Annotated in this window: 33 protein-coding genes, 2 tRNA genes and 1 pseudogene; 27 read left to right on the forward strand and 9 right to left on the reverse strand. The window is 53.7% G+C overall.

Features of this window, described 5'->3' with window-relative positions; genetic code table 11:
* Window positions 1–19 precede the first annotated feature (19 nt).
* From SynA1560_RS08020 to fmt, 8 genes are all read left to right on the forward strand, one after another.
* On the forward strand, window positions 20–2,401 hold the full coding sequence (locus SynA1560_RS08020; RefSeq protein WP_186500049.1) for an RNB domain-containing ribonuclease: 2,382 nt from the start codon (window positions 20–22) through the stop codon (window positions 2,399–2,401).
* Complete coding sequence (locus SynA1560_RS08025) at window positions 2,398–3,006, forward strand: flavin prenyltransferase UbiX (RefSeq protein ID WP_186468823.1); 609 nt, start codon at window positions 2,398–2,400, stop codon at window positions 3,004–3,006. The genes SynA1560_RS08020 and SynA1560_RS08025 overlap by 4 nt, the downstream gene beginning before the upstream one ends.
* Window positions 2,985–3,515: a hypothetical protein gene (locus tag SynA1560_RS08030; protein ID WP_255476882.1), complete on the forward strand. Its 531-nt coding sequence runs from the start codon at window positions 2,985–2,987 to the stop codon at window positions 3,513–3,515. The genes SynA1560_RS08025 and SynA1560_RS08030 overlap by 22 nt, the downstream gene beginning before the upstream one ends.
* A gap of 54 nt (window positions 3,516–3,569) precedes the next feature.
* Entirely contained in the window at window positions 3,570–4,046 is a 477-nt protein-coding gene (locus tag SynA1560_RS08035; RefSeq protein WP_186468825.1) for a DUF2996 domain-containing protein, read from the forward strand.
* 72 nt (window positions 4,047–4,118) lie between these two features.
* Entirely contained in the window at window positions 4,119–5,201 is a 1,083-nt protein-coding gene (acsF, locus tag SynA1560_RS08040) for a magnesium-protoporphyrin IX monomethyl ester (oxidative) cyclase (RefSeq protein WP_186468826.1), read from the forward strand.
* A gap of 23 nt (window positions 5,202–5,224) precedes the next feature.
* Window positions 5,225–6,649, forward strand: coding sequence for a TldD/PmbA family protein (locus SynA1560_RS08045; protein WP_255476883.1), 1,425 nt, complete (start codon window positions 5,225–5,227; stop codon window positions 6,647–6,649).
* 2 nt (window positions 6,650–6,651) lie between these two features.
* On the forward strand, window positions 6,652–8,019 hold the full coding sequence (locus SynA1560_RS08050; protein ID WP_186500053.1) for a TldD/PmbA family protein: 1,368 nt from the start codon (window positions 6,652–6,654) through the stop codon (window positions 8,017–8,019).
* Between the two features lie 27 nt (window positions 8,020–8,046).
* On the forward strand, window positions 8,047–9,057 hold the full coding sequence (gene fmt, locus SynA1560_RS08055; protein ID WP_186500055.1) for a methionyl-tRNA formyltransferase: 1,011 nt from the start codon (window positions 8,047–8,049) through the stop codon (window positions 9,055–9,057).
* A 2-nt stretch (window positions 9,058–9,059) separates the two neighbouring features.
* Here fmt and SynA1560_RS08060 read toward each other — a convergent pair whose 3' ends face one another.
* The 5 genes from SynA1560_RS08060 to SynA1560_RS08080 form a co-directional block, all read right to left on the reverse strand.
* On the reverse strand, window positions 9,060–10,298 hold the full coding sequence (locus SynA1560_RS08060; RefSeq protein ID WP_186500063.1) for a DEAD/DEAH box helicase: 1,239 nt from the start codon (window positions 10,296–10,298) through the stop codon (window positions 9,060–9,062).
* A gap of 100 nt (window positions 10,299–10,398) precedes the next feature.
* Window positions 10,399–10,623, reverse strand: a complete 225-nt coding sequence (locus tag SynA1560_RS08065) for a hypothetical protein (protein WP_186468831.1) — start codon at window positions 10,621–10,623, stop codon at window positions 10,399–10,401.
* Entirely contained in the window at window positions 10,624–10,848 is a 225-nt protein-coding gene (locus SynA1560_RS08070; protein WP_186468832.1) for a hypothetical protein, read from the reverse strand.
* Window positions 10,845–11,189, reverse strand: a complete 345-nt coding sequence (locus tag SynA1560_RS08075; RefSeq protein ID WP_186500065.1) for a DUF6464 family protein — start codon at window positions 11,187–11,189, stop codon at window positions 10,845–10,847. The genes SynA1560_RS08070 and SynA1560_RS08075 overlap by 4 nt, the downstream gene beginning before the upstream one ends.
* 3 nt (window positions 11,190–11,192) lie before the next feature.
* Window positions 11,193–11,912: a DUF475 domain-containing protein gene (locus tag SynA1560_RS08080; protein ID WP_186468834.1), complete on the reverse strand. Its 720-nt coding sequence runs from the start codon at window positions 11,910–11,912 to the stop codon at window positions 11,193–11,195.
* Between the two features lie 37 nt (window positions 11,913–11,949).
* On the opposite strand from SynA1560_RS08080, the gene SynA1560_RS08085 reads away from it, so the two are divergent.
* Window positions 11,950–12,789: a hypothetical protein gene (locus tag SynA1560_RS08085; RefSeq protein WP_186500066.1), complete on the forward strand. Its 840-nt coding sequence runs from the start codon at window positions 11,950–11,952 to the stop codon at window positions 12,787–12,789.
* 1,082 nt (window positions 12,790–13,871) lie between these two features.
* A complete protein-coding gene (locus tag SynA1560_RS08090; RefSeq protein WP_186468836.1) occupies window positions 13,872–14,906 on the forward strand; it encodes a hypothetical protein in 1,035 nt (344 codons plus the stop codon).
* Window positions 14,907–15,129: 223 nt separating this feature from the next.
* On the opposite strand, the gene SynA1560_RS08095 is transcribed toward SynA1560_RS08090, so the two are convergent.
* Together SynA1560_RS08095 and SynA1560_RS08100 are read right to left on the reverse strand one after the other, a co-directional pair.
* Window positions 15,130–15,203: transfer RNA gene (locus SynA1560_RS08095), tRNA-Pro, on the reverse strand.
* A 227-nt stretch (window positions 15,204–15,430) separates the two neighbouring features.
* Window positions 15,431–15,886 (reverse strand): DUF3750 domain-containing protein, encoded by a 456-nt coding sequence (locus SynA1560_RS08100; RefSeq protein ID WP_186500068.1) that lies wholly within the window; start codon window positions 15,884–15,886, stop codon window positions 15,431–15,433.
* Between the two features lie 90 nt (window positions 15,887–15,976).
* Here SynA1560_RS08100 and SynA1560_RS08105 point away from each other — a divergent pair, with 90 nt between their 5' ends.
* From SynA1560_RS08105 to SynA1560_RS08160, 13 genes and pseudogenes are all read left to right on the forward strand, one after another.
* The gene (locus tag SynA1560_RS08105; RefSeq protein WP_186500069.1) at window positions 15,977–16,273 is read left to right on the forward strand and encodes a hypothetical protein; all 297 of its coding nucleotides are present in this window, start codon (window positions 15,977–15,979) and stop codon (window positions 16,271–16,273) included.
* A 65-nt stretch (window positions 16,274–16,338) separates the two neighbouring features.
* Entirely contained in the window at window positions 16,339–16,611 is a 273-nt protein-coding gene (locus tag SynA1560_RS08110) for a hypothetical protein (protein ID WP_186500071.1), read from the forward strand.
* Window positions 16,612–16,614: 3 nt separating this feature from the next.
* The gene (locus SynA1560_RS08115) at window positions 16,615–16,887 is read left to right on the forward strand and encodes a hypothetical protein (RefSeq protein WP_186500072.1); all 273 of its coding nucleotides are present in this window, start codon (window positions 16,615–16,617) and stop codon (window positions 16,885–16,887) included.
* Between the two features lie 389 nt (window positions 16,888–17,276).
* Window positions 17,277–17,768 carry a pentapeptide repeat-containing protein gene (locus SynA1560_RS13960; protein WP_186500074.1) on the forward strand — a complete coding sequence of 164 codons (492 nt, stop codon included), beginning with the start codon at window positions 17,277–17,279 and terminating at the stop codon, window positions 17,766–17,768.
* Between the two features lie 71 nt (window positions 17,769–17,839).
* Window positions 17,840–18,115, forward strand: coding sequence for a Nif11-like leader peptide family natural product precursor (locus tag SynA1560_RS08125; protein ID WP_186500082.1), 276 nt, complete (start codon window positions 17,840–17,842; stop codon window positions 18,113–18,115).
* A 10-nt stretch (window positions 18,116–18,125) separates the two neighbouring features.
* Window positions 18,126–18,518 (forward strand): hypothetical protein, encoded by a 393-nt coding sequence (locus SynA1560_RS08130; protein WP_186500084.1) that lies wholly within the window; start codon window positions 18,126–18,128, stop codon window positions 18,516–18,518.
* Window positions 18,519–18,570: 52 nt separating this feature from the next.
* Window positions 18,571–18,837, forward strand: a complete 267-nt coding sequence (locus tag SynA1560_RS08135) for a Nif11-like leader peptide family natural product precursor (protein WP_186501618.1) — start codon at window positions 18,571–18,573, stop codon at window positions 18,835–18,837.
* 190 nt (window positions 18,838–19,027) lie between these two features.
* Window positions 19,028–19,255 carry a Nif11-like leader peptide family natural product precursor gene (locus SynA1560_RS08140; protein WP_186500086.1) on the forward strand — a complete coding sequence of 76 codons (228 nt, stop codon included), beginning with the start codon at window positions 19,028–19,030 and terminating at the stop codon, window positions 19,253–19,255.
* A gap of 234 nt (window positions 19,256–19,489) precedes the next feature.
* A complete protein-coding gene (locus tag SynA1560_RS08145; protein ID WP_186500093.1) occupies window positions 19,490–19,765 on the forward strand; it encodes a Nif11-like leader peptide family natural product precursor in 276 nt (91 codons plus the stop codon).
* Window positions 19,766–19,982: 217 nt separating this feature from the next.
* Window positions 19,983–20,111, forward strand: a complete 129-nt coding sequence (locus SynA1560_RS13965; protein ID WP_370523228.1) for a hypothetical protein — start codon at window positions 19,983–19,985, stop codon at window positions 20,109–20,111.
* Window positions 20,054–20,194: pseudogene (locus SynA1560_RS13970) on the forward strand (Nif11-like leader peptide family RiPP precursor); the annotation flags it as partial. The gene SynA1560_RS13965 and the pseudogene SynA1560_RS13970, both read left to right, overlap by 58 nt.
* A gap of 293 nt (window positions 20,195–20,487) precedes the next feature.
* On the forward strand, window positions 20,488–20,865 hold the full coding sequence (locus SynA1560_RS08155) for a PAS domain S-box protein (protein WP_186500096.1): 378 nt from the start codon (window positions 20,488–20,490) through the stop codon (window positions 20,863–20,865).
* Window positions 20,855–22,057 (forward strand): histidine kinase dimerization/phospho-acceptor domain-containing protein, encoded by a 1,203-nt coding sequence (locus SynA1560_RS08160; RefSeq protein WP_186500097.1) that lies wholly within the window; start codon window positions 20,855–20,857, stop codon window positions 22,055–22,057. Before SynA1560_RS08155 ends, SynA1560_RS08160 begins: the two co-directional genes overlap by 11 nt.
* Here the strand turns inward: SynA1560_RS08160 and SynA1560_RS08165 are convergent.
* Window positions 22,029–22,427, reverse strand: a complete 399-nt coding sequence (locus SynA1560_RS08165; protein ID WP_255476884.1) for a response regulator transcription factor — start codon at window positions 22,425–22,427, stop codon at window positions 22,029–22,031. The two genes, SynA1560_RS08160 and SynA1560_RS08165, sit on opposite strands and share 29 nt — an antisense overlap.
* Before the next feature lie 22 nt (window positions 22,428–22,449).
* Window positions 22,450–22,521 (reverse strand) — tRNA-Lys (locus SynA1560_RS08170).
* A gap of 317 nt (window positions 22,522–22,838) precedes the next feature.
* Here SynA1560_RS08170 and SynA1560_RS08175 point away from each other — a divergent pair.
* The 4 genes from SynA1560_RS08175 to crtH all read left to right on the forward strand — a co-directional run bounded on the left by SynA1560_RS08175 (window position 22,839) and on the right by crtH (window position 26,759).
* Complete coding sequence (locus tag SynA1560_RS08175) at window positions 22,839–23,372, forward strand: gamma carbonic anhydrase family protein (RefSeq protein WP_186468848.1); 534 nt, start codon at window positions 22,839–22,841, stop codon at window positions 23,370–23,372.
* A 60-nt stretch (window positions 23,373–23,432) separates the two neighbouring features.
* On the forward strand, window positions 23,433–23,555 hold the full coding sequence (locus SynA1560_RS08180) for a photosystem II protein Y (protein ID WP_186468849.1): 123 nt from the start codon (window positions 23,433–23,435) through the stop codon (window positions 23,553–23,555).
* Window positions 23,556–23,597: 42 nt separating this feature from the next.
* Entirely contained in the window at window positions 23,598–24,989 is a 1,392-nt protein-coding gene (trmFO, locus tag SynA1560_RS08185; RefSeq protein ID WP_255476885.1) for an FADH(2)-oxidizing methylenetetrahydrofolate--tRNA-(uracil(54)-C(5))-methyltransferase TrmFO, read from the forward strand.
* A 225-nt stretch (window positions 24,990–25,214) separates the two neighbouring features.
* On the forward strand, window positions 25,215–26,759 hold the full coding sequence (crtH, locus tag SynA1560_RS08190; protein ID WP_186501619.1) for a carotenoid isomerase: 1,545 nt from the start codon (window positions 25,215–25,217) through the stop codon (window positions 26,757–26,759).
* Window positions 26,760–26,807 lie beyond the last annotated feature (48 nt).

The raw sequence follows: 26,807 nt of genomic DNA on the forward strand, positions 1-26,807 counted from the left end.
GGTTTTCATTTCCGTTCCGATGAAATTCACGGTCGCCGATCTGCTCGACCAGGTTCCTGCTGAGGGAAGTCTGGACAAAGCCAAGCTCGAGAAGATTCTGCGCCTGACCAACCGTTCAGAAAAACAAACCCTTGATTTGGCTCTCCATGGGTTGGATCGCCTCGGAATTCTGAACGTTGATCATGAGGGAGGGGTCAGTCGCGGCGATTCCGATGACCTCGTCGAAGCGAGACTGCGCTGCAGCAGCAAAGGGTTTTGCTTTGCGATCCGCGACGACGGTGGTGATGACATTTATATTCGCGACCATCAGTTAAACCATGCCTGGAACGGCGATCGTGTGCTCGTGCGTTTGACGCGAGAAGGAGGTCGACGCCGTTCGCCCGAGGGTGGTGTTCAGTGCATCCTCGAGCGCTCCACGACAAGCCTCTTGGCTTCTGTGGAACAACAGGATGATCGTTTGATCGCGGTTCCTCTCGATGATCGCCTGCTTGCGTCAATCGAGTTGTCATCAGATGACGCCTCCCATGCCGACAGCGAGAAGGGGCCTTCCGTTGCTGAAGTAGTGCTCGACCGCTACCCGGTTGCCCAGTTCCCTGCACGCGGTCATGTTGCGCGATCTCTGCCCCTCGACGGAGGCCATGAGGTCGATCGCGAGCTGATGCTCACCAAGGCCAACCTTCACCAGCGTCCCGCTCCACCTAGGGCCAGCCTGAAAGCGCCATCAGCGAAAAAGCGGGTCAATCTCATCGAGCAACCCGCTCTGTTGTTGCGTGGCTGGACTGCTGATGATGCTCCGTGTCTGCCGGCCATTCACGTCACTCCCCATAACGGTGGAACCCGACTTTGGATTCACGCGCCTGCGCTCGCTGAACGTCTCACGCCGGGCAACAACCTCGATCAATGGCTGATGAATCAGTCGGAATCCGTTTGTCTCGGTGATCAGTGGTTGCCCTTGCTGAGTTCGCCATTGATCAAAGCCAGCAGCTTCAACGTGGGCGAAGAGCAGGATGCGGTTTCACTGCGTCTTGATCTGGGAAGCGATGGTGATTGGCGGGATTGGGAATTCTGTTTGAGCAGGATCAAACCGATCGCCGAAGTGGGTGGGAAAGCACTGCAAGCACTGGATGGCCGAAAACCAAAGTCACGTGCAATCCCAGCAGCACTCAAATCGTTCAAAGACCAGATCGGTCAACTGGAAACTGTGGTGTTCTGTGCCCGCACACTGCATCAGGCTGAGCGGGTTGAAGGGAGGATCGAACTTGATCTCCAGCCCCCACAGATCAATCGTCTCGCGGATCTGAATTCGATCTCACCAGACGGTGACGGTCAGCGTTGGACCACACCTTTGAATCCAGCCTGTGCTCACTCCTTGCTGTCGATCTTCATTCGTCAGGCTCACCGCGTTTGGGAAGACCATCGTCGATCACTGGGGCTTCCGGCGATTGTTCTTGACGCTGCTCAGCCCGAGGAGTCGGCACTGAATGATGTCGCTAAGGCTGCCATCGCACTCGAGGTCCCCCTTGAGTTGGATGAGGACGGAGCACCATCAGCATGCGAACTTGCCACTGCATTGTCAGGGCTTGACTCAAGCAGAGTGCTCAGCCTGCAGTTGCGTCAGGCTCTTCCGGAGAGCTCTTACTCACTGGCTTGCGAAACCAGTGTCGAGAGCTCGGCTGATCTGGATATCAGCTCCTTATCAACCAAACCGGAAGCCTCCGAAGACGATCCTGGAACCAGCGGTGAGCTGGTTGCAACAACCGCCGTGACCAACGCGATAGACCGGCTGACACCTCAGGCACCTTGGTGTTGCCCAACTCTGCATCAGGCTGATCTGATCAATCAGCACGTTCTCTGCCAACTTCTGAACGAAGGCAAAGACAGACCGACCGTTCGTCAAAAGGAAAAAGCTCAACTGGGGCATCGCGGCGCTGCTTCAACGGTTGACTGGCCCTTGTTCACCCCGTCTCAGGAACAAAAACTGTTGGAAGTGTTGCGGGAGCGCACCGTGCAACGCTTAAACGCTCGTCGTCGCCAGGTTCATGATCTCAAGCGTGACGTGGTTGCCATGGCCAAGGCCCGAAGCGCCGAACCGATGATCGATCAGGTGCAGGCCGGAATCATCAGTGGAGTTCAGAGCTATGGCTTTTTCGTTGAGATACCTCCATCCATGGTGGAAGGACTCGTGCATGTCAGCTCCCTGAACGACGACTGGTATGAATACCGATCGAGACAAAACCGACTGGTGGGCCGTCGCAGCCGGCGTGTGTATCAACTCGGTGATCCCGTGGATGTGAAGGTGCTCAAAGTGGATGTATTGAGGAATCAGATTGACCTTGAGGTGGTTCCTTCTGAGACCCCAGCAGAGGCTGAGGCACTTCCTGTGGCCGTCAGCGAGGAATGAATCCTTATGTGATCGGGATCAGCGGTGCGTCTGCTCAGCAGCTTGCTGAGCGAACGCTTGAGTGGTTGATGCGCCGAGACCGCACGGTGCACGTCATCATGAGCCGTGGTGCTCATGAGGTGTGGCGTGCTGAGCGGTCGATTGCCGTTCCCGTAGATCCCAAACTTCAAGAGCAATTCTGGATAGACCGATTTCAAATCGACACCGGAACCCTGATCTGCCATCGATGGGACGATCAGTCGGCGGTTGTTGCCAGCGGCAGTGTGGCCACCAGTGGAATGGTTGTGGTTCCGTGCTCGATGGGAACCGTCGGCCGACTGGCGGCTGGACTGGCGGGTGATCTTCTCGAACGCTGTGCTGACGTGCATCTCAAGGAAGGTCGCCCGCTCGTGATCGCACCCAGGGAAATGCCCTGGAATTTGCTTCACTTGCGCAACCTCACGACCCTTGCAGAGGCCGGTGCCAGGATTGCTCCACCGATTCCTGCCTGGTACACCCAACCAAACAGCATTGATGACATGCTCGATTTCCTAGTGATGCGGTTGTTCGACTCACTGGGTGAATCCCTTACGGATCAACAACGTTGGCAGGGTCCTCGCCGATGACACCTCTCCAACGTCTTCTGCTGATCCCCTGCCTGTCCCCTCTGCTGCTCACGCTGCTGGTTGGTGGACTGAATCTGGGTAAATCAGGCAATCTTCGGATCCTCACCTGGGAGCTGCCTGCTTTGCCCATTGGTGTGTGGATGACCGTTGCCGCGACCACGGGCGCCGTACTTGGTTCAGGCGGTGCACTGACGGCCGTCTCTGGTGCGAGTCGACGTCCATTGCAGCGTGAAGTCCGCCGTCCCTATGGAGCAGCGCCAGAAACGGCCCCCCAGGGAGAGGAACGCCAACCCTTTGAGGAACCAACCACAGTTCTTTGGCCCGAAAGAGATGTGCGTGAACCAGCACCCACTTTGTCGGTTCCTTTCCGTGTCATCCGCACTGGAACGAGCGGCCCCAATCACAGCACCGCTAACTCGAAGGCAGCGTCGAATGACGCCAACGCTCAAGCGGTCAGCAAGACCATGGACCTCGATGACTGGGATCGACCTCTGTCCGATGAATGGTGAAGTTGGTGAGGAGCACCCGAGGATGACTACAGTCCGGCCAGCGATCGACGTCCGGTGAGCGAAACCCCCGAGAAATCTGCCAAGGCAAGCAAATCATCTCAAGCAGCCCAGCCTGCCGCGACTGACAAAGCCAATCAGGCAGCCAAACCTGCAAAACCAGCACCGAAGCCCAAACCAGAGGACAAACCCTTCTCGGCGTTTATCAACGACGATCTTCTTCCTGCTTTGCAGCGATCACTGTCAGAGCGCAATCAAACCCCGATCACCCTGGAGCTGGTCGAAGGAGACCGTCCCGTTGTCGGCGGAAATTGCTGGATGATCCAGGCCGTGCTTCCGTCCGACCGCCGGTTCTGGCTGTGCTTTGAAACCGACTCCATTACCTCGGGGAAAACCATTGCCCTGGCTGAGACCGGAAGTGATCCCAGTCTGCTGGAGTCTTTCTTGATCGACGAAAAACGAATCAACCTGGCACTGCTTGAGTCGAGATTGCTGCAGCGCCTGAACGGACAAAAGTGGTTTGGAGGCAACTGAACAGCTGCGTTACAGCAGTCCCAAAGCAGCCACCGAGGCACTTACGATGTTCTGCAAGACACGCTAGATCCGATGGTGCCTCCCACTGCCGTCACTGACGCGAAACCCGCAGACTCAGCCGTCGCAGTGAAGGACCCGGTCAAGGACACAATCCTCACCCCCCGCTTCTACACAACTGATTTCGAAGCGATGGCCGCGATGGACCTCCGTCCGAACGAAGCGGAACTGGAAGCCATCTGCGAGGAATTCCGCAAGGACTACAACCGCCACCACTTCGTTCGCAACGACGAATTTGAGGGCGCAGCTGACAAGCTCGACCCAGACACACGCCGTGTGTTTGTTGAGTTTCTTGAGCAAAGCTGCACATCGGAATTTTCAGGCTTTTTGCTTTACAAGGAGCTGAGTCGCCGGATTAAAAACACCAACCCTCTGCTGGCCGAGTGTTTTGCCCATATGGCCCGTGACGAAGCTCGTCACGCAGGCTTTCTGAATAAGTCCATGAGTGATTTTGGGCTTCAGCTCGATCTCGGTTTCTTAACTGCCAATAAGAAGTACACCTTCTTCAAACCGAAGTTCATCTTCTACGCAACCTACCTGTCGGAAAAGATTGGTTATTGGCGTTACATTGCTATTTTCCGTCATCTCGAGAAGAATCCCGACAGCAAGATTTTTCCAATCTTTAATTTCTTCGAAAACTGGTGTCAAGATGAAAATCGACATGGAGATTTCTTTGACGCATTGATGAAATCTCAACCCGATACCGTGCGCGGACTTCGTGCCAGACTGTGGTGTCGCTTTTTCTTGTTGGCTGTTTTTGCCACCATGTACGTTCGTGATGTGGCTCGGAAGGAGTTTTATGAAGCTCTTGGTCTCGATGCACGTGAGTATGACCGCATGGTGATTGATAAAACCAACGAAACGTCAGCTCGAGTGTTCCCTGTGGTTCTCGACGTCAAGAATCCACGTTTTTACGATGGCCTCGAGAACCTAGTAACAAACAATGCCGCGCTCGAAGCGGTCGATGAGAGCTCAGCTCCAGCTCCACTCAAGTTCCTGCGCAAACTTCCCCATTGGATTGCCAATGGCGCACAGATGGCATCGCTATTTGTGATGTCACCAGTGCGCAGTGAGAACTATCAGCCCAGCGTGCGCTGATGCAAACCATCAATCGGAATTCCATGGCCTTGTTCACTGACCTGAACCCAGGCCACAACGCCTGGCGCAATCGTCTCGAAACGTTGCTTAATTTTGGTGTCCGCTCAGGGGCTGACCTAGTCGAGATTTTTCTTGAACGAACTGATCATCTCGGTGTTCTGGCAGAACAGGACAAAATCACGAGTGTTAGTCCCGCTTTCGGGATGGGTGCAGGAATTCGTGTGTTTCGTGGAGGCCAGGATGGCTTCGTCAGCACCAACGACCTCAGCGATCAAGGTCTTCACCAGGCATTGGAGCAGGCTTTAGCCATGCTTCAGCTGAACACCACGTCGCCTGTTGCTGAACGAGGGTTCGATGGCCTTGGCCAACTTCGTGATTACGGCCAGAGCAAAGAAGATTGGCTCAGTCAAACTCCTGAACTCGACACCATTACCCAGCGCCTGCTCGAAGGAACCCAAAGTTTGCAGCAACGCGGTCAACATTTAGAGGTTCGGCGCGGGAACTTCTCACGTGATTGGCAGGAGGTTTTGGTGGCTGCAAGCGATGGAACGTTTGCCAGAGATATTCGTCTCCATCAATCGTCCGGACTCAGTGTTCTCGCTGCTGACGGAGACCATCGTTCGAGCATCTCCCGTCGTTACGGCACTTCTGATCGTCCCCATGATTTGCGCCATTGGGACATCAACGCTTCCGCCGATGAAGTCTGTGAAAGCGCAGCCACCATGCTCCGGGCCGATTACGTCGATGGAGGCCAGATGCCGGTTGTCCTCGCGAACCGCTTTGGCGGTGTGATTTTTCATGAGGCCTGTGGACACCTCCTGGAAACCACTCAGGTGGAGCGTGGATCAACACCCTTTGCTGAAAGCATCGGTGAGTGCATCGCTCATCCTGCAGTGACAGCGATCGACGAAGGCCTGAGCGAAGGAGCCTTCGGATCCCTCTCCATGGATGACGAGGGCATGGAACCTCAGCGCACTGTTCTCATTGAAAACGGTGTGTTGAAAAGATTTATCAGTGATCGCGCGGGTGAAATGCGAACAGGCCATGCGCGCACTGGCAGCGGTCGGCGCCAAAACCACGGTTTCGCTGCTGCCAGCAGAATGCGGAACACCTACATCGCGGCAGGTCCCCACAGTGTTGATGATCTGATCAGTTCAGTGGAAACGGGCCTGTATTGCAAATCCATGGGTGCCGGTAGCGTCGGCGCAACTGGCCAATTCAATTTTTCTGTTGAAGAGGGTTATTTGATTAACGACGGAAAACTTGGACAACCGGTTAAAGGTGCAACCTTGATCGGTGATGCCAAAGAAGTGATGCCGAAGATCTCGATGTGTGCTGATGATCTTGATCTCGCTGCCGGTTACTGCGGATCTGTCAGTGGCAGCGTCTTCGTGACCGTCGGTCAACCACATGTGAAAGTTGATTCCATCACTGTGGGAGGCCGTTGATCATGTCCAACGCTCCGCTCAACGTTCAAGCTCTACAGGATCAGCTCACCGCATTAGCGCAACGCGAAGGGATCTCTCAGTGGGATCTCGGTGCCAGCCGCAGCAACAGCGCTTCAGTCCAGGTCGACCGCGGGGAACCGAAGCAGCTCAAGGCATCACAACGGAGCTCCATCACGGTTCGTGTGTGGAATCAGCAAGGACTGGTTGGAATCACCAGCACGTCCGATTTATCGGAGTCAGGACTCGAGAAAGCACTGATGGGAGCGCATGAAGCCAGTGCTTTCGGCAATCCCGATGATGTTCCAGGGTTCTCCCCTCTGGCCAAGGAGGCAACGCCCGAGCTGGATCGGCCCATGAAGGAGTCTCAAGGCATTCAGATCTTGCTCGAACAACTGCTTGATGCAGAAAAAGATTTGCTTGGACGCCATCCGGCCATCAACACGCTTCCCTACAACGCGCTCAATGAGGGAAGCAGTGAGCGGATCTATCTCAACAGCGAAGGAGCAGTCCGACAAGCACAACGCACTCAAGCCACTGTTTATTTGATGGCTCGTGCCGAAGAAAGTGGTCGGAAACCGAGGAGCGGTGGTGCTGTTCGGGTTGCATTGGGAAGCCGTGAGCTCGATCTGAGTGGTTGCATTGATGAAGCTGCAGAGCGCACAATCAGCCATCTGAATTACCAACCAATCGACACAGGTCGTTATCTCGTTTGTTTCACTCCAGAGGCGTTTCTCGATCTAGTCGGTTCGTTCAGCAGCATGTTCAATGCTCGAGCCGTTCTGGATGGTGTCAGTCTCAGCAAAGCAGACTCCATCGGTGATCAACTCGCCGTTCCGTTCTTCAATCTCACAGACAACGGATTGCATCCAGCACACATCGGGGCGATGCCGTTCGACGGAGAAGGAACACCCACGCAATCCTTGCCGTTGATCGGAAATGGTGAGCTGAAAAACTTCCTTCACTCCGAAGCTACGGCCCGCCGTTTTGGAGTGAATCCAACCGGTCATGCTGGCATGGGAGCCAAGGTCTCTGTGGGTCCCGATTGGTTTGAAATCGCGCGCACACCCGGTTCGACGACAGACGCAGAACATCTCGATCACACCACAACATCAGACGCATTCGTGCTGGTTGAAAGCCTCAATGCACTGCACGCAGGCGTGAAAGCAAGCCAAGGGGCGTTTTCACTTCCATTCGACGGCTGGCTTGTCAACAATGGAGAACGCACCTCCATCGAGGCAGCCACAATCGCGGGTGATATTCGCGATGTTCTCAAGTCGATTGTTCAGATCGAGCACACGCCCGTCGTCACACATGAAGGAGTCTGTCCTCACATCTGGGTGGATGGTCTTGCCATCACGGGTGACGCCTGACCAAGAGCTTCCGGTTGCAACGCTGCGATGAAGATCCTCTTCTGGGGCACTCCCACCTACGCAGTGCCCACACTTGATGCTCTTTGCTCAGCTGGTCATGAGATTGTCGGCGTTGTCACCCAACCCGATCGGCGTCGAGGGCGCGGACAGCAACTCATCCCTTCACCGGTGAAGCTCAAGGCGATCGAACTGGGAGTTCCAGTGTTCACGCCCGAACGGATCCGAAAAGACCTGCCGTGTCAGCGGGATCTGGCTGAACTGGGTGCAGATCTGTCTGTGGTTGTGGCGTTTGGTCAGATCCTCCCAAAGAGTGTTCTTGAACAACCCCCGAGGGGATGCTGGAACGGCCATGGCTCACTGCTACCACGATGGCGAGGCGCTGGACCCATCCAGTGGGCGCTGCTTGAAGGCGATGAACGCACCGGTGTTGGTGTGATGGCCATGGAGGAAGGCTTGGACACAGGACCTGTACTGCTTGAGCGTGCTGTTGAAATCGGCCTGCTTGACAATGCCCAGGTTGTAGCCAATCGGCTGAGCGATCTCACGGCATCGTTGATTGTGGAAGCCATGCCATTAATTGAATCGGCTGGCTTGGGCTGTGAATCAGAACGCTTTGCAAAGCTCAACGTCCGCCCACAAACCGATGACCATGCAAGCTACGCGCGCATGCTCAAGAAAGAAGACTTTGCTGTGGATTGGTCGGATTCAGCACTCTCTATCCATCGAAAAGTGATGGGTTTGTATCCAGGAGCAGTCACGCAATGGCAAGGAAAGCGTCTGAAACTAATGGCCACAGAACCATTGATTGCACGCCTGAAATCACAACTCACCGACGATGCCCAAGCATTGATTAGCCGGTGGACAACAGGTCAACACAAACCCGGCGAAGTTCTGGATGTGAGCGCGGCTGGTGTTGTCGTCAGCAGCTCAGGTTGTCCTCTGTTGATCCGCGAAGCGCAATTGGAAGGGAAAAACAGGAGCGTTGGTCTAGCCCTTGGGCAACAACTGAACGCCAGACCTGGCGACCAGATGGGCTGAAATCAGCGACGTCGTTGTCGAGATGAGGAGGGCGAAGAGCGTCGATTGGCACTCAGTCCTGCGCGGCGTCTTGGAGTGTTGCCGTGATTACGGCGTCCACCACTGAGATCCAATGGAGGCGCAGAGAGGACCGTGGGTTCAAATCCTTTGACTGGTTCCTTGCGTAGGACTTCACCGGTCAAACGCTCAATCGCCTTGAGCAACAGGGCTTCTTCAGCTGCCACCAGCGAAATAGCATGGCCTGTCTCACCAGCCCGACCTGTGCGTCCAATGCGATGCACATAATCCTCAGCGACATTGGGGAGGTCAAGATTCACGACATGGGGCAGCTGCTGAATATCGATGCCTCGAGCGGCAATATCCGTCGCAACGAGAACGCGCACATCCCCTTGCTTGAAACCCTGCAATGCTCGGGTACGCGCGCCTTGACTTTTGTTGCCATGAATCGCAGCAGCTGCCAATCCCTCTTTATTCAATCGATCGGCGACTCGATTCGCTCCATGCTTCGTACGAGAAAAGACAAGCACCTGTTGCCAATCACCGGAACGAATCAGGTGACTAAGGAGATCAGGCTTCCGCTTCATATCGCATGGGTGCACAACCTGATCAACTGAACGGGCTGTCTGATTTTCAGGAGCGACTTGAATTTGCACAGGCTTGTGAAGCAAGCCAGTTGCAAGCTTGCGAATGGGTGCACTGAATGTCGCTGAAAATAAGAGAGTTTGACGATGCTCAGGTAGGAAGCGAATCAACTGGCGGATATCGTGGATAAAGCCCATGTCGAGCATGCGATCGGCTTCATCCAAAACAAGCGATTCAAGCCGGTCAAATATCACCATCCCTTGTTGATGAAGATCAAGCAACCGGCCAGGAGTGGCCACAAGTACATCAACCCCATCTCGAAGACGGGCAATTTGTGGATTGATCTTCACTCCACCGAACACCACATCGCTGCGCAATGGCAAGTGACGGCCATAGGCACGCACATTTTCAAGCACTTGCGCAGCCAGTTCACGCGTTGGCGTCAGCACCAACACTCTCACTTGCCGACGCGAGGCGCGTCGCCCATGCCGCAACCGTTCCAACAAAGGGAGCGTGAAGCCAGCTGTCTTGCCAGTGCCCGTCTGTGCTGCCGCCATCACATCGCGACCTTTGATCACGGCAGGGATTGCCTGCTCCTGAATCGGTGAGGGGTGGCTGTAACCCTTCTCGCGTAAAGCTTTGAGCAGGGGCTCACCCAACCCAAGGTCATCGAAACAGGCCTGAGCGGATGTGGCGATAGGGGCTTGGCTAATCGTCGTGCTCCGGAATCGTTCACCCTAGGAGTCGGCCCCGACGCGGTTAATGAGAGCCATAGAGAGCGTGAGCCTGATGCCAGACGTGGTCAAGCTGCTCATCGGTGAGAACCAGAGACTGTGGATGCATCACAGACAGCCACTCACGACGCTGTTGACGATCGTTGTTGGCAAAAAAATCCTCTTCAGCTGCGAGCACCCTGAACTTGAGAAACTCAAGCAACACAGCCTTCGCCCGCGCTTGAACAGTCGTGGTTGGCGTCGACGGCATCTAGTTGATTTGCCAAACCGCATCGTCAGGAATGGCTGGAGCTGCGTGAAGGTCGACAGGCTCTTTCTGGGTGATTCGCCATTCAGGAACCCTTGTGTCGCGATAACTGCCGTGTTGGATCAACACGCCTTCTTGATCATCCGTGGTGGCGTAAAACCCACCCACCCAATGCGAGGTTTCGTTCAAGCCTCCACGGAACCAAACCCAGCAGCGCTCGCGCTTCATGGATGCACAGAAGTCCAATGCGTGCAACGTTCGCACGGACCATCCGGGAGAACAGCACAGCGAATCAGTGGGCTACGTGCATTGAAGCGGCAACTGGGATCGCCGATCACCCAACCATGACGAAACCACCGGGCATCTTCGGGCCGAACCTGAGCTTTCACCATCAGGATCACCGAACTCAATTGGTAAGACCCCGAGTGCAGCCGGTAACGATGCCGCCGCTGCATCACGAAATAGCTGGTCTCACCATGGAGAAACCAACGGCCAGGATGGGGCGGCTCATCCAGCTCGACACGATCCAAAACGAGCTCGCTTCCGGATTGCCGAATTTCCACCAACATCGTTCAAACCTCCTCTGCCGGCAAGGAATCTCGACGTGAAAAACCCCAAATCAACAGGGACATGACAGACAGAAAAGTAAGCAACTCCGATGGATGCAGGGTTGGCAGAGCGAGCAACACCAGAAGCTTCAGCCCCACGAAACCGACGGCAAGAAAGCCTGCTGTTTCAAGACGCGGATAGATCTGCAACCACCGGATGAACATGCCCGAAGTGAACCTCAACGCGACCACTCCAATCAGGGCCCCGGTCACGACCAACAAGATCTGATCACTGATGGCGACTGCAGCCGCAACACTGTCAATGGAAAAGGCCAGATCCGTGATGGCCAAGGTCAGCACAGTCCGACCAAAACTCACACGTGGCGTCGTGTTGACTTGTTCAGCACCAGTGGGCGGGGCTGAATGGTTCTGGAAATAACGAACACTGAGCCACAGCAGATAGAGGCCTCCCGCGAGCTGAATGGGAGGAAAGGCAAGAACCAATTGGGCCAAGAGGATCAATGCCACCCGCAAGACAAAGGCCATTCCAATGCCGAGATTGAGGGCACGTCTCTCCAAGCTTGGATCCTGCTGACCACGCGCGATCGCCGCTAAAGCGATGGCATTGTCTGCAGAGAGAAGAAGCTCCAGACTGACCAGCACAGGCAGCAGCGGAAGCAGCTCACTCAGCTGATCGACACCGTCCATCCAGGCGGTGAGAGAAGGGAGAGCAGCTGTATCCATTGCTGCAGCCTAGAAATGATGGACCATCAACAGCGGCATGCAGACCCAAGCGAAGCTTTGCCATCTCGACCAGGACCGATGCGTTGTGCTGGTCGAAGGATTTGAAGGAGATCGGTCTTTAGGAAGCGCCCTGGCAGAAGGTGTCACCGTGATGGATGCCGAGGATTTAGCCATCGCGCGTTTGCAAAAACGTTGTGCTGGAACACCAGCGTTGATCGGCGAACGTCCAAAGCCAACAAAGCCCTCAGCCCAGTCTGCGAGTGAACTTGATGGGCAACAAGCGATCAGAACGACCCCGATCGTGAGACAGCCCTCTGTAACAGCAGGAGACGCACAGCACACCAGCTCAGCGACGACCTCAGAGATGCCCAAACAAATGCCTGATCCTGAACGACGTGTGCAACAGCCCAGGCCAACGCCGCAGGGGAATCAAGCGGTTGAATCTTCAAGCCAAATGCCGCCAAGTGAAGCGCCAACCGATCCAGACGACTGGAGCGAAGAACTCACCGCCATCGACCTCGAACTGCAACGGATCGGTTGGGACAGGGAGAAGGAACGGATCTACCTGGAGCGAGCCTTTGGCCATGGCAGCCGGCATCGACTGACGCGATTCAACGATTTAGTCGCCTATCTCAAACGCTTGCGTGAGCTATCAGCAGGCAGTGATCCACAACAGACGTCAGTACCGCTGCGGCGATCCGATCTTGTGAACCAAAGTGATGAAATCCTTCAACGGCTGAATTGGCAACAAGAGCAAGCCAGAGAGTTTCTTCACCAAAATTTCCAGGCCACATCGAGACAACAATTAAGTGATGAGCAATTACTTACGTTTAATATGCTTCTCGAGGAGCAGTTGGTTGCTTTACCAAGCCAATAATATTGTCGATAATCGACTGCATCAGATGGGTGAATGACATCCACAAGCAATCGGCTGGTCTCCTGAGCGCCATAAGCGGGTATGGGCATGCCAACAATCACCGAATGAACCTACGGATTGGGATACATTCACGCTATTTTTGACATGAAACTATCCACGATACTGTCGCCAACACAAGCACAAGCGTATCGATAATGTTGCATCGTCCCATCACCGGTAGCGAGAATCAGAGACTTATGGGCAATCAAAAAGCCCCTTAAGACTCTGCCAATGACAAAAAGTATAGTGTGTTAGATGAGAACTTGAGGCGCAAAAGTTCGATTAATAAAATCAAAAGGATTCAAACATTCTTAATCCCACTTGACGGTGCAGGTGTAAGCCGTTTCTGCGCCAACCTCTTGTGAGCGGCAAGATAGATCTGTCGGCGTTGAGCCTTGGGGGACTTTGGAGAGAGCACGATTCTTAGCTACCTCCTCATTCATCGCTTGGACGGTAGCGGAGCCAGACTCTGCGATAGCAACTCCACTCATTGCGCTCAAGAACAGCGCGACAAAAAAAAGAGAGGTCCTGACTTTGATCATGATCCTGAAAACATCAGTCAGACCATGACTAGCAAAGGATTGGATTCCTCACAAAACAAATCAAGACCGAAGCAGATCGATCATTCCCGCATTCGCTTGTCGGAGTTGCACTTCAGCCAGGACCGAATCGCCAAGCGTTTAGAGGTTGTTCAGCGTTGCAATCAGCGCACTCGCAGTCTGAGACGATCCTTCTCCTCGTTGATCAAAACCATTTGTACGGCAGTGCCACCCAAAGCTGCGTGGCGTTTGCGTGCCAGCGCTTAACAGACGGTGACTGTTTCTTGTGAGTCACAGGGCTTTGGTGCGGTCCTGAATGACTCGTTCGCAACATTGCTCGCAGGGCTGACCGTACAGGACGGTGCAGGTCAGGTCAGTGGCAGAGTATTCAGCCTTGCCCATCCCCTCGAGTGCAGCATTCACTAGCGCGATTGTGACTTCGCCAATGCCTGGGAGGCGAGTCCACTCTCGATTTTTTGTCAGCTGCTCAATGGTTCTGATTCCTTGGCGCTTGAGACGCACATAGACGCCCATGATCAGCGGTACGGTTACGCCATAAAGAAACAAAACATGTTCTTAATCCACAACTCCCCCAAACAAGCCTTCCTTTTGGCTTCTGCGTTGGTTGATGTCCACCGACCCAATGGCACCTGGTATGTCCAGAGCCAAGAAGCACTAGCCCATGCTCTGTTTTTAAAGCTTCTTGATGCTGACATCGACTTCAATACACACCCCGCGGTAGATGCCGCTGGTGCAGCAGCTCAGCTTCATAGCTCCAACGAGAAAAAAGAGCTGCTTGAGTTGCTGATCGCCTTTGAAATGCTTTGCAGTCCAATTCCCAAAAGTTTGAGCAATGCCATTGATGAATGGTCTCAAGTACTGGAATGCGACACCGAGCTGCTGAAGCTTTCACGAGAGCTGGCCAACAATGCCATTACACAAGCAACATCAGATTTTTATCGGCATAACTGGATTGGAGAGGGCAATCATCAAGATGACCCAGTATTCCAGAATCTTATCCGAAAATACGGCGACCACGCCTATGGATTATGCGTTCAAGAAGATCCCGACGAATATTCAAAATGGGACAACTTAAAAAACTTCCCACAAGGGAGTCTGGGACGGCAATTATGGGACTTTTACCAAACAAGAGGATTTAAACTTCCTGGGGAGCTTGGTGCTGGCAATTCCTCCCTGGCACACCATGACTGGATTCACTTAATCGCTGGCTATGACACCACCCCAGTTGGAGAATTAGAAGTGACAGCATTCATGGCTTCTTCTAGTCAATTTCCTGGAGTCACACTGGGATTTATTGGTGCGATCAGTATTTTAGAAACTGGCCTACTCCATTCCTTTTATGGAGCTGACAAGTTTGGCAAGGCTCTCTCATCAGTTGATGGCATCGACAGAGTTGCCCAGGCTATTCAACGAGGCAAATCCTGCATCGTTGACCCATTACTGGATATTGACTACTTCGCCATTGCCGAAACCCCCCTTGAAGAAGTCAGGGCATCTTGGTGGTCAGTATCAGCTTAAGCCTGCCTGAGTCAGTTTTAACTGGTTGCCATCAAGGTGTAGCTGTTCCTGAAGATGCCAAGTGGAATTTCACAGGTAAGTCCTCGATCTGGACCGTTCCCCTTACTGGCCAACCCCTGGGGGTCGATAATCGTGGTATCACCCTGCTCTTCGGCTTCCGAGGTTGTGAGTGGTGGCTGACCCTCTCGGGACAGCGAGTCTTCTCTGCTCGCTGAGATCCAAGTCGGGGCGACAGGATTCGAACCTGCGACCTAGTGCTCCCAAAGCACCCGCGCTACCAAGCTGCGCCACGCCCCGCTACCGCCACATAGTAGGCGTTGAAGGGGATCTGGCCGAAACCAGCTGCTGCGATGGGTTTCCTTCGTGTGTCAGACATTCCGTTGGCACTGGTTTGTCACTCCCTAAGTCAGTCGCCTCCAATGCCAAGCCATAGACACGCAGCTAAGTAGGCGAGAGGACTGAGAACCAGCTCAGGGTCAAGGTGGGGACCGCCTACCGGATGAACGAGCAGCGGCAGTTTGCCCTTAGCGAAGCCATGTCTGGCTTGTCTTAGCTTGATGTTGTTCTGGTACTGAAAAATTTCTGCCAATCGCCCTGATACCGAGGGTTGTCTTATCTCGAACAATCCACTGGGCAAAAGTATTGCTATTCGGGCCTGGCCAGTATCTGTATCGATCAGTAAAAGGATAGGTCCATGGAGACGTTTCAACTTTTTCAATAATCGACAAAGCCTGGTCGTCTCTCCATTGTTGAATACATACAGACGAACCATTTCCCACTCCTTGATATGGAGGCAGAAGATTCTTGTGAAGATGCCCCCAGCAAGTTTTGTTCTGATTGGCTTGTTGCCACACCTCCCACCTGTCACATTTTTGAAGCTGGCTACAGTCAACAGAACGAAATACCAGCAGCCAATAGTGATCAGCGAAGATTCCTACAAGGCTTGGAATCTTTGCTGCACGAAGCTCAACTTTGACCAAGAATTACTCGCCTCCCAGCACTAGTGACTCGGGTCGAATTCCACGACTACGTCAGCATGGCACTGTTCGAGCACAGCTGGGAAATGGTCTATGCGCCTTCGATCCACTGCAATTGTTGCTCTTGCCCTTGTTCCGCTTGCCTGCGCTCAGCAGCCAAACGCCAAGGATCTTGTCTGGCCTTCTGATGAAGAGGTGTTTGACATTGAACCTGGCGGAACCATCAGAGCCACCGGCATGAAACAGCTGATGGACAAGTGCAGATCGCTTCAATCAGGCAAGATGCCGTTGGACCCTGAAGAGGACAAGTCCTGCGTGCAGCTGCACACGTTGTTGATGGCAGTCCTGGAAGACAAAAAGAGTGGAGGCAATGTCGTTGGTGGGCCTTGACCAAACCGGGTGACTGAACTGTTGCCGCATCAGGGCTACAACGGAGTCACGCTGCAGATCCGCTGATGGCAACGCTGGAAGAGTTCAAGGCAATGCGTGATGCGGTGCCGATGAGTGTGCAGGGTGAGCTGTTCAAGCTGATGACCTCAGACCCTGATGCCTCGATCCAGCGCATGGTGGAGATCGCTGCTGAGAAAGGAATGACGGTGACCTCAGAAGAGGTGCGTGGCTTCCTCAGGCAGATGGATGACGATGACGAGTTCGATGATTTCGAACTGGATGCGGTTGCCCTTGCTGCCATCGCTGGTGGCACTCTCACTGGCAAAGGCTCGTGCTGACCGATGACAACCCTCAACGAATTCAAAGCACTCCGCGATTCAGTACCAGGAGAGGTGCAAGCAGAGCTGTATCGACTGTTCACTGCAGACCCTGAAGCGTCCTTCAAGCGGATGGTGGACATTGCCGCTGAGAAGGGCATGACCCTCACGGTGGAAGAGGTGAAGGGTTTCCTCAAGCAGATGGATGAGGACGACGAGTTCGATGATTTCGAGCTGGACATCGTCGCTCTCGCTGCCATTGCTGGTGGTGGCAGCTTTGCGGAACGTGGTTGCTGAGCCATGGGGTCGTTGCCCTGGCATGCGACCGATGCGCAAGTGGCTCTTTAGTGGCTCAGCCCAGAGCGTTTGAGCAGTCGATGCCGCTTCCAGCCAGACCCAAGCCCGTTAGCTGACAATCGGCTTCAGCAGTCATCCAACACTGCTATCAAATCGCTATTGATTGCCTGTTGCCTGTTATGGCAAATGCCAACTGGTTCTACTACTTCGATTCGTATCCCTTTTCAGAGACGACGCCAATAGAGAAACCAGAAGATTGTGATTGCGATAAGCCAGGGACCCTCACCGACTCCCTGATCGGGCCTCTTGAAAGCTTCTTTGGCAAAGAGGCAAAAGACGACGAGATCATTGGTGCCTAAAGCCTTCCGACCACTTATCAAGGATGGGGTGTGAGATGGCGCCCTGAATGGTTCCCAGATGGCGTAGAGAGAAATCTCGTTGATGCAAACCTGAGCTGGGCGGACCTTAGGGAGGCGGACCTGATAAGTGCGTTCCTGAGGGATGCGGACCTGACTCGTGCGGACCTGTGGCGTGCGGACCTGATAAGTGCGGACCTGAGGGGTGCGGACCTGACTCGTGCGGACCTGTGGCGTGCGGACCTGTGGCGTGCGGACCTGAGGGGTGCGGACCTGAGGGGTGCGGACCTGGATAACGCGGACCTGTGGCGTGCGGACCTGTGGGAGGCGGACCTGAGATGGGCAGACCTGGGGGGTGCGGACCTGGAATGGGCAAACCTGAGATTTGCGGACCTGACTGGTGCGCTCTATTTGGGTCAAGCACGTAATGCAGATTCGGCGATTTGGTTCCGAACAACCTGCCCTGACGGCAGCATGAATATCGGCAATTCACCTTGTTTTGGAGATCAGCTAATTCCTGCCTGAGCATTGACGCACAAGGGCTGAATACTGCTGCCGACCGTTGCTATGACCAGGCTGTAGCTCCATGTTCTCCAATGTCCGAAGAGCAACTCAATGCCTTTCTAGAGAAGGTCCAAGGCGATACCAGCCTTCAGGAAAAGCTCAAAGCTGCAGCCTCCCCTGAAGCCGCTATTGAAATTGCTAAAGACGCAGGTTTTGCAATTACCGCAGAAGATATTCAATCAATGCAATCGGCACCGGGAGAAGTATCAGACGAGGAGCTGGAAGGTGCAGCTGGCGGTTGGTCAAGGCACCCAAGAAACTGTGTGCTGGGATACAGTAAGGGAGAAGATAACATGGTGGGGGAATAACTGTGTGCTGGTGAATAAAGGTAGTGCAGCACCCCTGAATGCATCCTACGCTCCAAAAGCCCCTGCGTTGACAGGGGTTTTTTATTGCTTCAATAGTCTCACTAACCCCTTCAATCAGCCTTCAATACCTGGCACCATCGCCCACATTAAGCAGGATTTTTTATTAGATAGAGACATCGCAGCCGACCCTTGCTATGACCAGGCTGTAGCTCCACTCACTCCAATGATCGAAGAACAGTCCAAGAAGCAGGAAGTCAAGGAAGAGCCGGCTAAAGCAGAGCAGCTCAAGGAAGAGTTGGCCGAAGACGAGTTGAAGGGTGTTAGTGGTGGTAGAGGCGTGAATGAACAGTCAGTTAACAACTGGATTGACGAAAGAATCCATTTTCTTGACCCGTCAGCATAAAGACAGAGGAGCAATAAAACTCTTACTTCTAAGCCTGTATTCACTGTATTTTATGTCAGAAGAGCAACTCAAAGCCTTTCTAGAAAAGGTCCAAAGCGACACCAGCCTTCAGGAAAAGCTCAATGCAGTAACCACTCCTGAAGCCGCTATTGAAATTGCTAAAGGCGCAGGTTTTGCAATTACCGCAGAAGATATTCAATCAGTGCAATCGGTAGAATTGTCAGACGAGGAGCTGGAAGGTGCAGCTGGGGGGCAGAGGGGAAATCGAACTGGTATACAAACGTGCAATGTCCGTCCCTATGAAGACTGCATTTACTAAGGCTACGCCCTAAAAGCCCCTGCTTGACAGGAGTTTTTTATTGCATCAATAGTCTGACTAATCCCACAAATCAGCCTCCGATACCTGGCACTAAATATTGTTCAAATCTGCTCATCAAGCCAATTGTGTCCTTAGGAACTTCACCTGACGACTAATGCTGCTATTCATGGCACATACACCCTCCACACCAATGTCAGAACAGCAGCTCAAGGCTTTCTGGGAAGCTACTCAGGCGGATTCAGCGCTTAAGCAAAAATTGCAAGGGGTCACAGACCTTGGTGGGGTTGTGGACATTGCCAAGGAAGCGGGATTTACGATTTCTGTTGAGGAGCTAGAGAAAGCTCAAGCTGAGCTTTCGGAAGATGAACAGCTGAGCGGTGCGGCTGGCGGCATTTGTGTTATTTTCACTCACCGTTAGGGTGCTTAGGGAGTGCAGGCATATAAATACAAACAAATATCACCCAGTAAGGTGCAGTAGTGAAGCGGTAAATGCATTCTGCTGCAGTGTTTTTATTGCTTCAATCGTCTGATTAAACTCATCAATCAGCCTTCAATACCTGGCACCATCGCCCGCATTTGGCGGGCTTTTTTATTAGATACAGACACTACTGCCGACCATTGCTATGACCAGGCTGTAGCTCCGTGCGCTCCCATGTCAGAAGAGCAGCTCAACGCCTTTCTAGAGAAGGTCCAAGGTGACACCAGCCTTCAGGAAAAGCTCAAAGCGGCTGCTGATGCCAATGCTGTTGCTGCGATTGCGATAAATGCTGGGTTTAGTATTTCTGCTGATGACTTGAAGAAGGCTCAATCAGAGATTTCTGAAGAGGAGTTGGAAGATGCGGCGGGAGGGAAGCCTTTGGGGACCCAGACCTGCGGAGCCCTGGTAGGTCGTAGGTGCTGGAATAATAATGGACCTGTAAGTGTGTAAGTTTTTAAGGCTGGAGCTTTTGAACTTACATACTCAAACCCCGGCAGCAACAGAGGACTTTTATTGCTTCGATCACCATCAAAAGTCAACAAACCAGCCTCCAATAGCTGGCACCATTAGCCACACTTAGCAGGCTTTTTTATTAAAACCAGATACGTTTTCCAACCGTTGCTATAACGAGGCAGTAACTCCACACCCTCTCATATCAGAAGAGCTACTGAAAGCATTCTGGGAGGCCATTCAGTCAGACCCAACACTTCAACAAAAACTTCAGGCGTCACCGACCCCAACACCATTGTGGACATTGCCGAGGAGGCAGGCTTCACAATGTCTGCAGAAGAGATAAAGAAAGCCCAAGAAGTGATTTCGGATGAAGAGCTGAACTCTTCCGCTGGAGGGCGCTCTGGGGTGGGGTGCGCCTGTACGTGAGCACCAAATACAGGGTGACCATTCTCCGCGCCAAGGGTTGGGCACCGAGTTCTCAGTCAGCCCAGGGTGAAGTGATATTGAATGAATTCTCGACTACTGTCGCCCGCTAGGTCGCTAAACAGGGGTGATATTCAGGCGATGAGAGGGCTTGGCATGGTGTCAGAGAGTGCTCCCGAAGCACCTGCTCTGCCCAGCAATTCCACACCCCGGCTTTGACCTTGAAGAGCTTCATGAGCTAGCGCGTAGTTGAGTTGGCTTTGAATGCCTAGTCTGGGACGAAAGAGTCGCTCTCGATGGATTGGACGCCTGGTGCAGTTGCAGCTCTACGTGAGCGTCACGACCTCCCCTTCATCAGGGCAGATTCAAACGGATTAGTCGTTGAATTCAATCATCGTTTTAAGGTGATTTATGGATGGGATGATGCGCTGATCGGTCAAACCATTGGACTAATCTTACCTCAGCAGTTCAGAGAGCTGCATCACGCTGGTTTTGCGCGTTTCAAACTGACTGAGACTTCAGAAGTTGTTAATCATCCCTTGGAATTAGCAACAATATGCGCCAATGGCTCAGTCATTAAGAGTGAACATTTTATTGTTGCTGAAAAAGATGATCAAGATGGTTGGAGTTTTGCTGCAACCCTGAGGCCCTTGGAGGGCCCCTATGGCTGCTGATCAACCCGATAACAGGAATCGCGAACCCAATGAACTTGTTGTGCAATTGCGCCAGTCTTTGGGCCTTCTTCGCGTGGCCTTTGATGCTACTGAAGAAGCCATGCTCATTCTTGATGAGCATCACCATGTTCGCTGGGTAAATCGTGCTGCTGCTCAATGGTTCGGCAACGGTCTAGCACTGAAGGTTATTGGAAAGCGATTCCAACAGGTCGCTACTTTTCGACATCCCGATCAACGAGATTTGTCCCATGAAGATTACCAACACCCGCTATCCCAAGCCAAGCTTGGTGACGGCCAGATGCTGCTGCTAATTCAACCTTTGCTAGTCAATGATTCATCTCTATCAACAGCTGTGCAGCGGATGGTGAGCTGGAAACCAATCACCGAGCTCAATGAGCCGTATCTTTTAATTGTGTTCCGTGACTTAGATCCGCTTGAGAAAGCATTGCAGCAACAGAGGTCCTTCATTAATAAACTCGCTCATGAGTTGCGCACTCCTCTAGCAATTATCAGTGGAAACTTGAAACGGCTTTCACGCTTCTCTAAGCTCGACGATGCGATGCTCCGCCCTCTTGAGGATGTTCGCTCGGAAACGAAGAGAATGGTCGGCTTAGTCGACAAGCTTGTTGTTCTTTCTGAACTTGACACCGACCAATTTGCATGGTCATTCGAACGCCACCCTTTCCAAGTTTTTATTGAGCTATGGCTTGATTCTCTCGATCAAGAAAAAAGAAGTTTGATTCAGCTATCAATATCAGAGCAATGCATGGCTCGTGAGGTTGAGCTTGATCATTCAGCTTTTGGCAGAGTGATGAATAACTTATTCGACAATAGTCAGCGTTTCACCAGCGGCACGAATCCATTTATGATTCATGGATCGTTTCATCACGACTGCATTGATCTGCTCGTGACTGATGGTGGCACCCTTGCAGTTGACGATTCTCGCCTTACAAATGTATTCGATCGATTCAGCAAACTTGAAGAAAACAGGAATCCCACTTTTGGGGAGGGGAGTGGCCTGGGGCTAGCTGTTGTGAAAGCACTTGTGGCGGGAATGAACGGAACGGTTAAAGCCAGCCTGGAAAACAATCATGACTCTGAAAAGAGCCGCGGCATCAAAATCTCAATCATCTTCCCGAGCCCTAATGTAATAAACGCTGATATTAGCTCCGACCTGGAAGATATTGATTGAGAAGGTCTGGCAATCGTTCAAAGAGATCTGGCTTCAAAATATATTCCGATGCACCATGGTTCATCACTTCCTCGCGCTTGATCTCGTCACTCAAGGCTGTGACAACGAGGATGGGGACCCCGCACGATATGCCTTCAAGAGCTCTTAAACAACTCATGCCATCCATGCCTGGCATCATCAAGTCAAGAAGAATCAGATCAATCTGATCCTGTTTGATTAGTTCGAGAAGCTCTTCTCCTGAAGTGCATGGAATCGGCAGCACACCTTCATCGATGAGTTCTTCCTGAATCAGGGTTCGCAGGCGGTGGTCATCGTCAACGACAGCAACACGTGCTTGGCCGTCCATCAGCGAGGTGAGAGTTCCCTCCATGATGGGCGAAGGACTAAAAGAATGGGTCGCCTGAGATTCGAACTCAGGACCAATCGGTTAAAAGCCGAGTGCTCTACCGCTGAGCTAGCGACCCTCCTGCCCTATGGAACAACGTTCCACGTCAGGTCATGCCGTCAGGCACACCTGAAACGTATCACCCAGGCGAGCCCTCTTCCAAGTGAATCCTCACTGAATGATTTGGCGCCGATGCTCGACACTCCTTTGGAAGGCCCTCCCGACGGTTTTCCTCGGCTTGCTGCTAGGGGTGACATCCAGCGAAATGAAAGTTTTTGAACTGATTAAGCGTGTCGGGCATCACACTGTTCAATTCCAGTGATCATCGGGGATTGGTCCCGCAGGGTTGTCAGCCCTCCCTTGGATCCTCTTCTGCAGTCAAGGTCCGTCCTTCCCATGACCGTTCCACCAGCGCGAGCCGGGTTTTTGACCGCAACACCGCGCATCGATCCCACGGCTTGGATAGCGGATTCCGCTGTTGTCATGGGCGACGTGCAGATGGCGGCAGGATCCAGCCTTTGGCCAACAGCAGTTGCCAGAGCAGACATGGCTCCTATCAAGATTGGTCCACGCAGCAACGTGCAAGACGGGGCAGTACTGCATGGCGATCCTGGCCAACCTGTGCTGATTGGCTCTGATGTCACTGTTGGTCATCGTGCTGTGGTGCACGGATGCACGTTGCGAGACGGTTGCCTCGTGGGGATCGGCGCGGTTGTGCTGAATGGCGTCACGGTCGGGGAAGGATCCCTCGTTGCGGCTGGCGCTGTCGTGACCCGCGATGTTCCTCCTCGTTCACTCGTTGCTGGGGTACCAGCAACAGTGAAAAGGGTTCTCACAGACCAAGACGTGAATCACCAGCGCGCCCATGCAGCGCACTACGCCGAATTGGCTGAAGCTTGGTCAAAATTGCTGCAAAACCAAACGGTCTGACCCTGACCGTCGTGAGCGGTGCTCGCAGTCTTTAAGATCACCCCACCAACCCCACAAACCATGGATCTTCGGCTCGTCCTCGTGGCATCCCCCATCCTTCTGGCACTGGGCTGGGCAGCCTTCAACATCAGCAGGGCTGCTGTGGGCCAGCTTCAAATGATGCTGAAGCGCAGCCGCGCCTGAATTCAGGTCTCTGTCTCGACCGATCGATAGGGTTGAGATTGATTGTCATTGCTCGCTTTGGACGAAGCTTCCGTTGTTGTTATCGGTGCCGGTCTTGCTGGCACTGAAGCAGCGTGGCAAGTCGCACAATCTGGAGTGCGTGTTCGTCTTGTCGAGATGCGCCCACTGAGGCGATCACCGGCACATCACAGCAGTGAATTTGCAGAGTTGGTCTGCAGCAATAGCTTTGGGGCCTTAAGCAGCGATCGAGCCGCTGGCTTGCTTCAGGAGGAGTTACGACGCCTGGGGTCTCTAGTCATCACGACTGCTGACGCACACGCTGTTCCAGCTGGAGGCGCTTTGGCTGTAGACCGCGGGCGTTACAGCGCTGCCCTCACCTTGGCTCTCGAGCAGCACCCGCTTGTGACCGTCGAAAGGCGTGAACAGATGACTTTGCCGGAGTCGGATCAGATCACGGTGCTGGCTACTGGACCGCTCACGAGTGAAACCCTTGCCGAAGACCTGCGTGCCTTCACAGGTCGTGATGACTGTCATTTCTTCGATGCAGCCAGCCCAATCGTTGATGGTGAAACCATTGACATGGAAAGGGCATTCCGCGCCAGTCGATACGACAAAGGCGATGCGGACTACATCAATTGCCCGATGAATGAGGCTGAGTATCACGCGTTCCGTGATGCACTGCTTGCTGCTGAGCAAGCTGAACTGAAGGATTTCGAGAAGGACAACGCCACGTTCTTCGAGGGATGCTTACCGATCGAAGAACTCGCCCGACGCGGTGAGGACACGATGCGGTACGGACCGCTCAAACCGATTGGCTTGTGGGATCCACGCTGGGGTGACGTCAATGATCGTGATGTTCGGCGAGCCAAGCGTGCCTACGCCGTCGTTCAGTTACGGCAGGAAGACAAGGACGGTCGTCTTTGGAACCTTGTGGGTTTTCAGACGAATCTCAAGTGGGGAGAGCAGAAGCGTGTGCTCCGCATGATTCCAGGCCTTGAACAGGCAGAGTTTGTTCGCTTTGGAGTGATGCATCGCAACACGTTTCTGGAAGCTCCAGAACTGCTGCAGCCAACGCTTCAGTTCAGGCGTCGAGAACGTCTGCTTGCTGCCGGACAGATCACAGGCACCGAGGGGTACGCCGCAGCTGTTGCTGGTGGCTGGCTGGCTGGCACCAATGCTGCGCGGCTGGCCAAGGGTCAAGCAACCATCGACCTTCCACCGACCTGCATGATTGGCGCATTGACCCATTTCATTAGCGAAGCACCATCTGGCAAGTTTCAACCAATGCCTCCAAATTTCGGCCTCCTACCCGCGTTGCCGGAACGCATTCGCGATAAGAGGCGTCGCTATGGGGCTTATCGGGATAGAGCGCTGCAGGATCTTCAGTTAGCCGCGGACCAGCACAATTCCGCTCTTGTCGCCTGTCCGGTTTGAGGATCGTTGGATTGAGCGTCGCTCTCTCCAGATCGGCGTTCTTGTCAGTGCACTGATTCACTCCTTGTGCTGGTGGTATTGCGAGAGCCTCTTCGAGGATTCACCTCGGCCCTGAGTCAGGCTGCAGGCGCATCAGCGGAAGAAGAGATCCTGACGGCAACACCGCCCATCACAGCTGCTGGGGCCTCCTAGGGTTTGAAGCTCAGATAGAGCTGACGCGTGACCGTGAGTGCGAACCCTGAATGGGATGTGATCGTGATCGGGTCCGGAATTGGAGGACTGGTCACCGCCTCCCAATTGGCCGCCAAAGGGGCCAAGACGCTGGTTCTCGAGCGCTATCTGATCCCTGGAGGTTCCGGAGGCAGCTTCAAGCGCGATGGCTTCACGTTTGATGTCGGCGCTTCAATGATCTTTGGCTTCGGCGAGCATGGCCACACCAACCTGCTTACGCGCGCGCTTGCGGATGTGGGGCAGTCGTGTGAAACCATTCCTGATCCTGTGCAACTGGAATACCACTTGCCCAATGGGCTCACCATGGCTGTGGATCGGGATTACGACGGCTTTATCGCCCGCATGAGCGATCAATTTCCTCATGAAGCCGTTGGCATTCGAGCTTTCTACAACACCTGCTGGCAGGTCTTCCGCTGTTTGGATGCCATGCCTTTGCTGTCACTAGAAGATCCGGCTTATCTCGCCAAAGTGTTCTTCAAAGCTCCGCTCGCCTGCCTCGGCCTGGCGCGATGGTTGCCATTCAATGTTGGCGATGTGGCACGCAAACACATCCGTGATCAGGAGCTGCTGCGCTTGATCGATATGGAGTGTTTCTGTTGGTCTGTGATGCCGGCTAATAGAACGCCGATGATCAATGCCGGCATGGTCTTCTCAGATCGCCACGCCGGTGGAATCAATTATCCAAAGGGCGGTGTCGGCAAAATCGCTGAGAAGTTGGTTGCAGGGCTGGAAGCTCACGGCGGATCAATTCGCTACGGATCCCGTGTCACTGACGTACTCGTGGAGAACGGAAGGGCTGTTGGTGTACGGCTCGCCGACGGAGACACCATCCAGGCAAAGCGCATCGTTAGCAATGCCACCCGCTGGGACACCTTTGCCGGAGAAGGCTCTCCCCAACGCACCCTGGTCAACCGCGAACACACCCCCAAAGCTGAATCCACTTGGCGCAAGCGCTACCAACCATCGAGCTCGTTTCTTTCACTCCATCTGGGTGTACGTGCCGATGTCATTCCTGACGGGTTCCACTGTCACCACTTGCTGCTTGAGGACTGGGACAATCTTGAAGCTGAGCAGGGGGTGATCTTCGTGTCGATTCCGACGTTGCTCGATCCTTCGCTTGCACCTGAAGGCCGGCACATCGTTCACACCTTCACGATGAGTGACATCCAGCCATGGTCAAAGTTGTCACCGAGGGACTACAAGCGCAAAAAAGAACAGGATGCTGCGCGTTTGGTCAAACGCCTTGAAGCCATCCTTCCGGGTCTTGGAGACGCGATTGAGCTCCAGGAAATTGGGACACCACGCACACACCGCCGTTTCCTTGGCCGGATGGGTGGAACCTATGGACCGATCCCGGCTTCGCAATTGCCCGGACTACTGCCCATGCCATTCAATCGAACTGGTTTAAGCGGTTTGTATTGCGTTGGTGACTCTTGTTTCCCCGGTCAAGGCCTCAATGCTGTTGCCTTCAGTGGTTATGCATGCAGCCACCGGATTGGAGCTGATCTCGGCCTCAACGCCTGGGCGCTTCCGGCCTAAGCGGACATCGCATCCTGGCAACTGGTCTGTTTAAGGTTTCGACGTCAG

It is taken from the genome of Synechococcus sp. A15-60, assembly GCF_014280095.1.
Taxonomy (GTDB): Bacteria; Cyanobacteriota; Cyanobacteriia; order PCC-6307; family Cyanobiaceae; genus Synechococcus_C.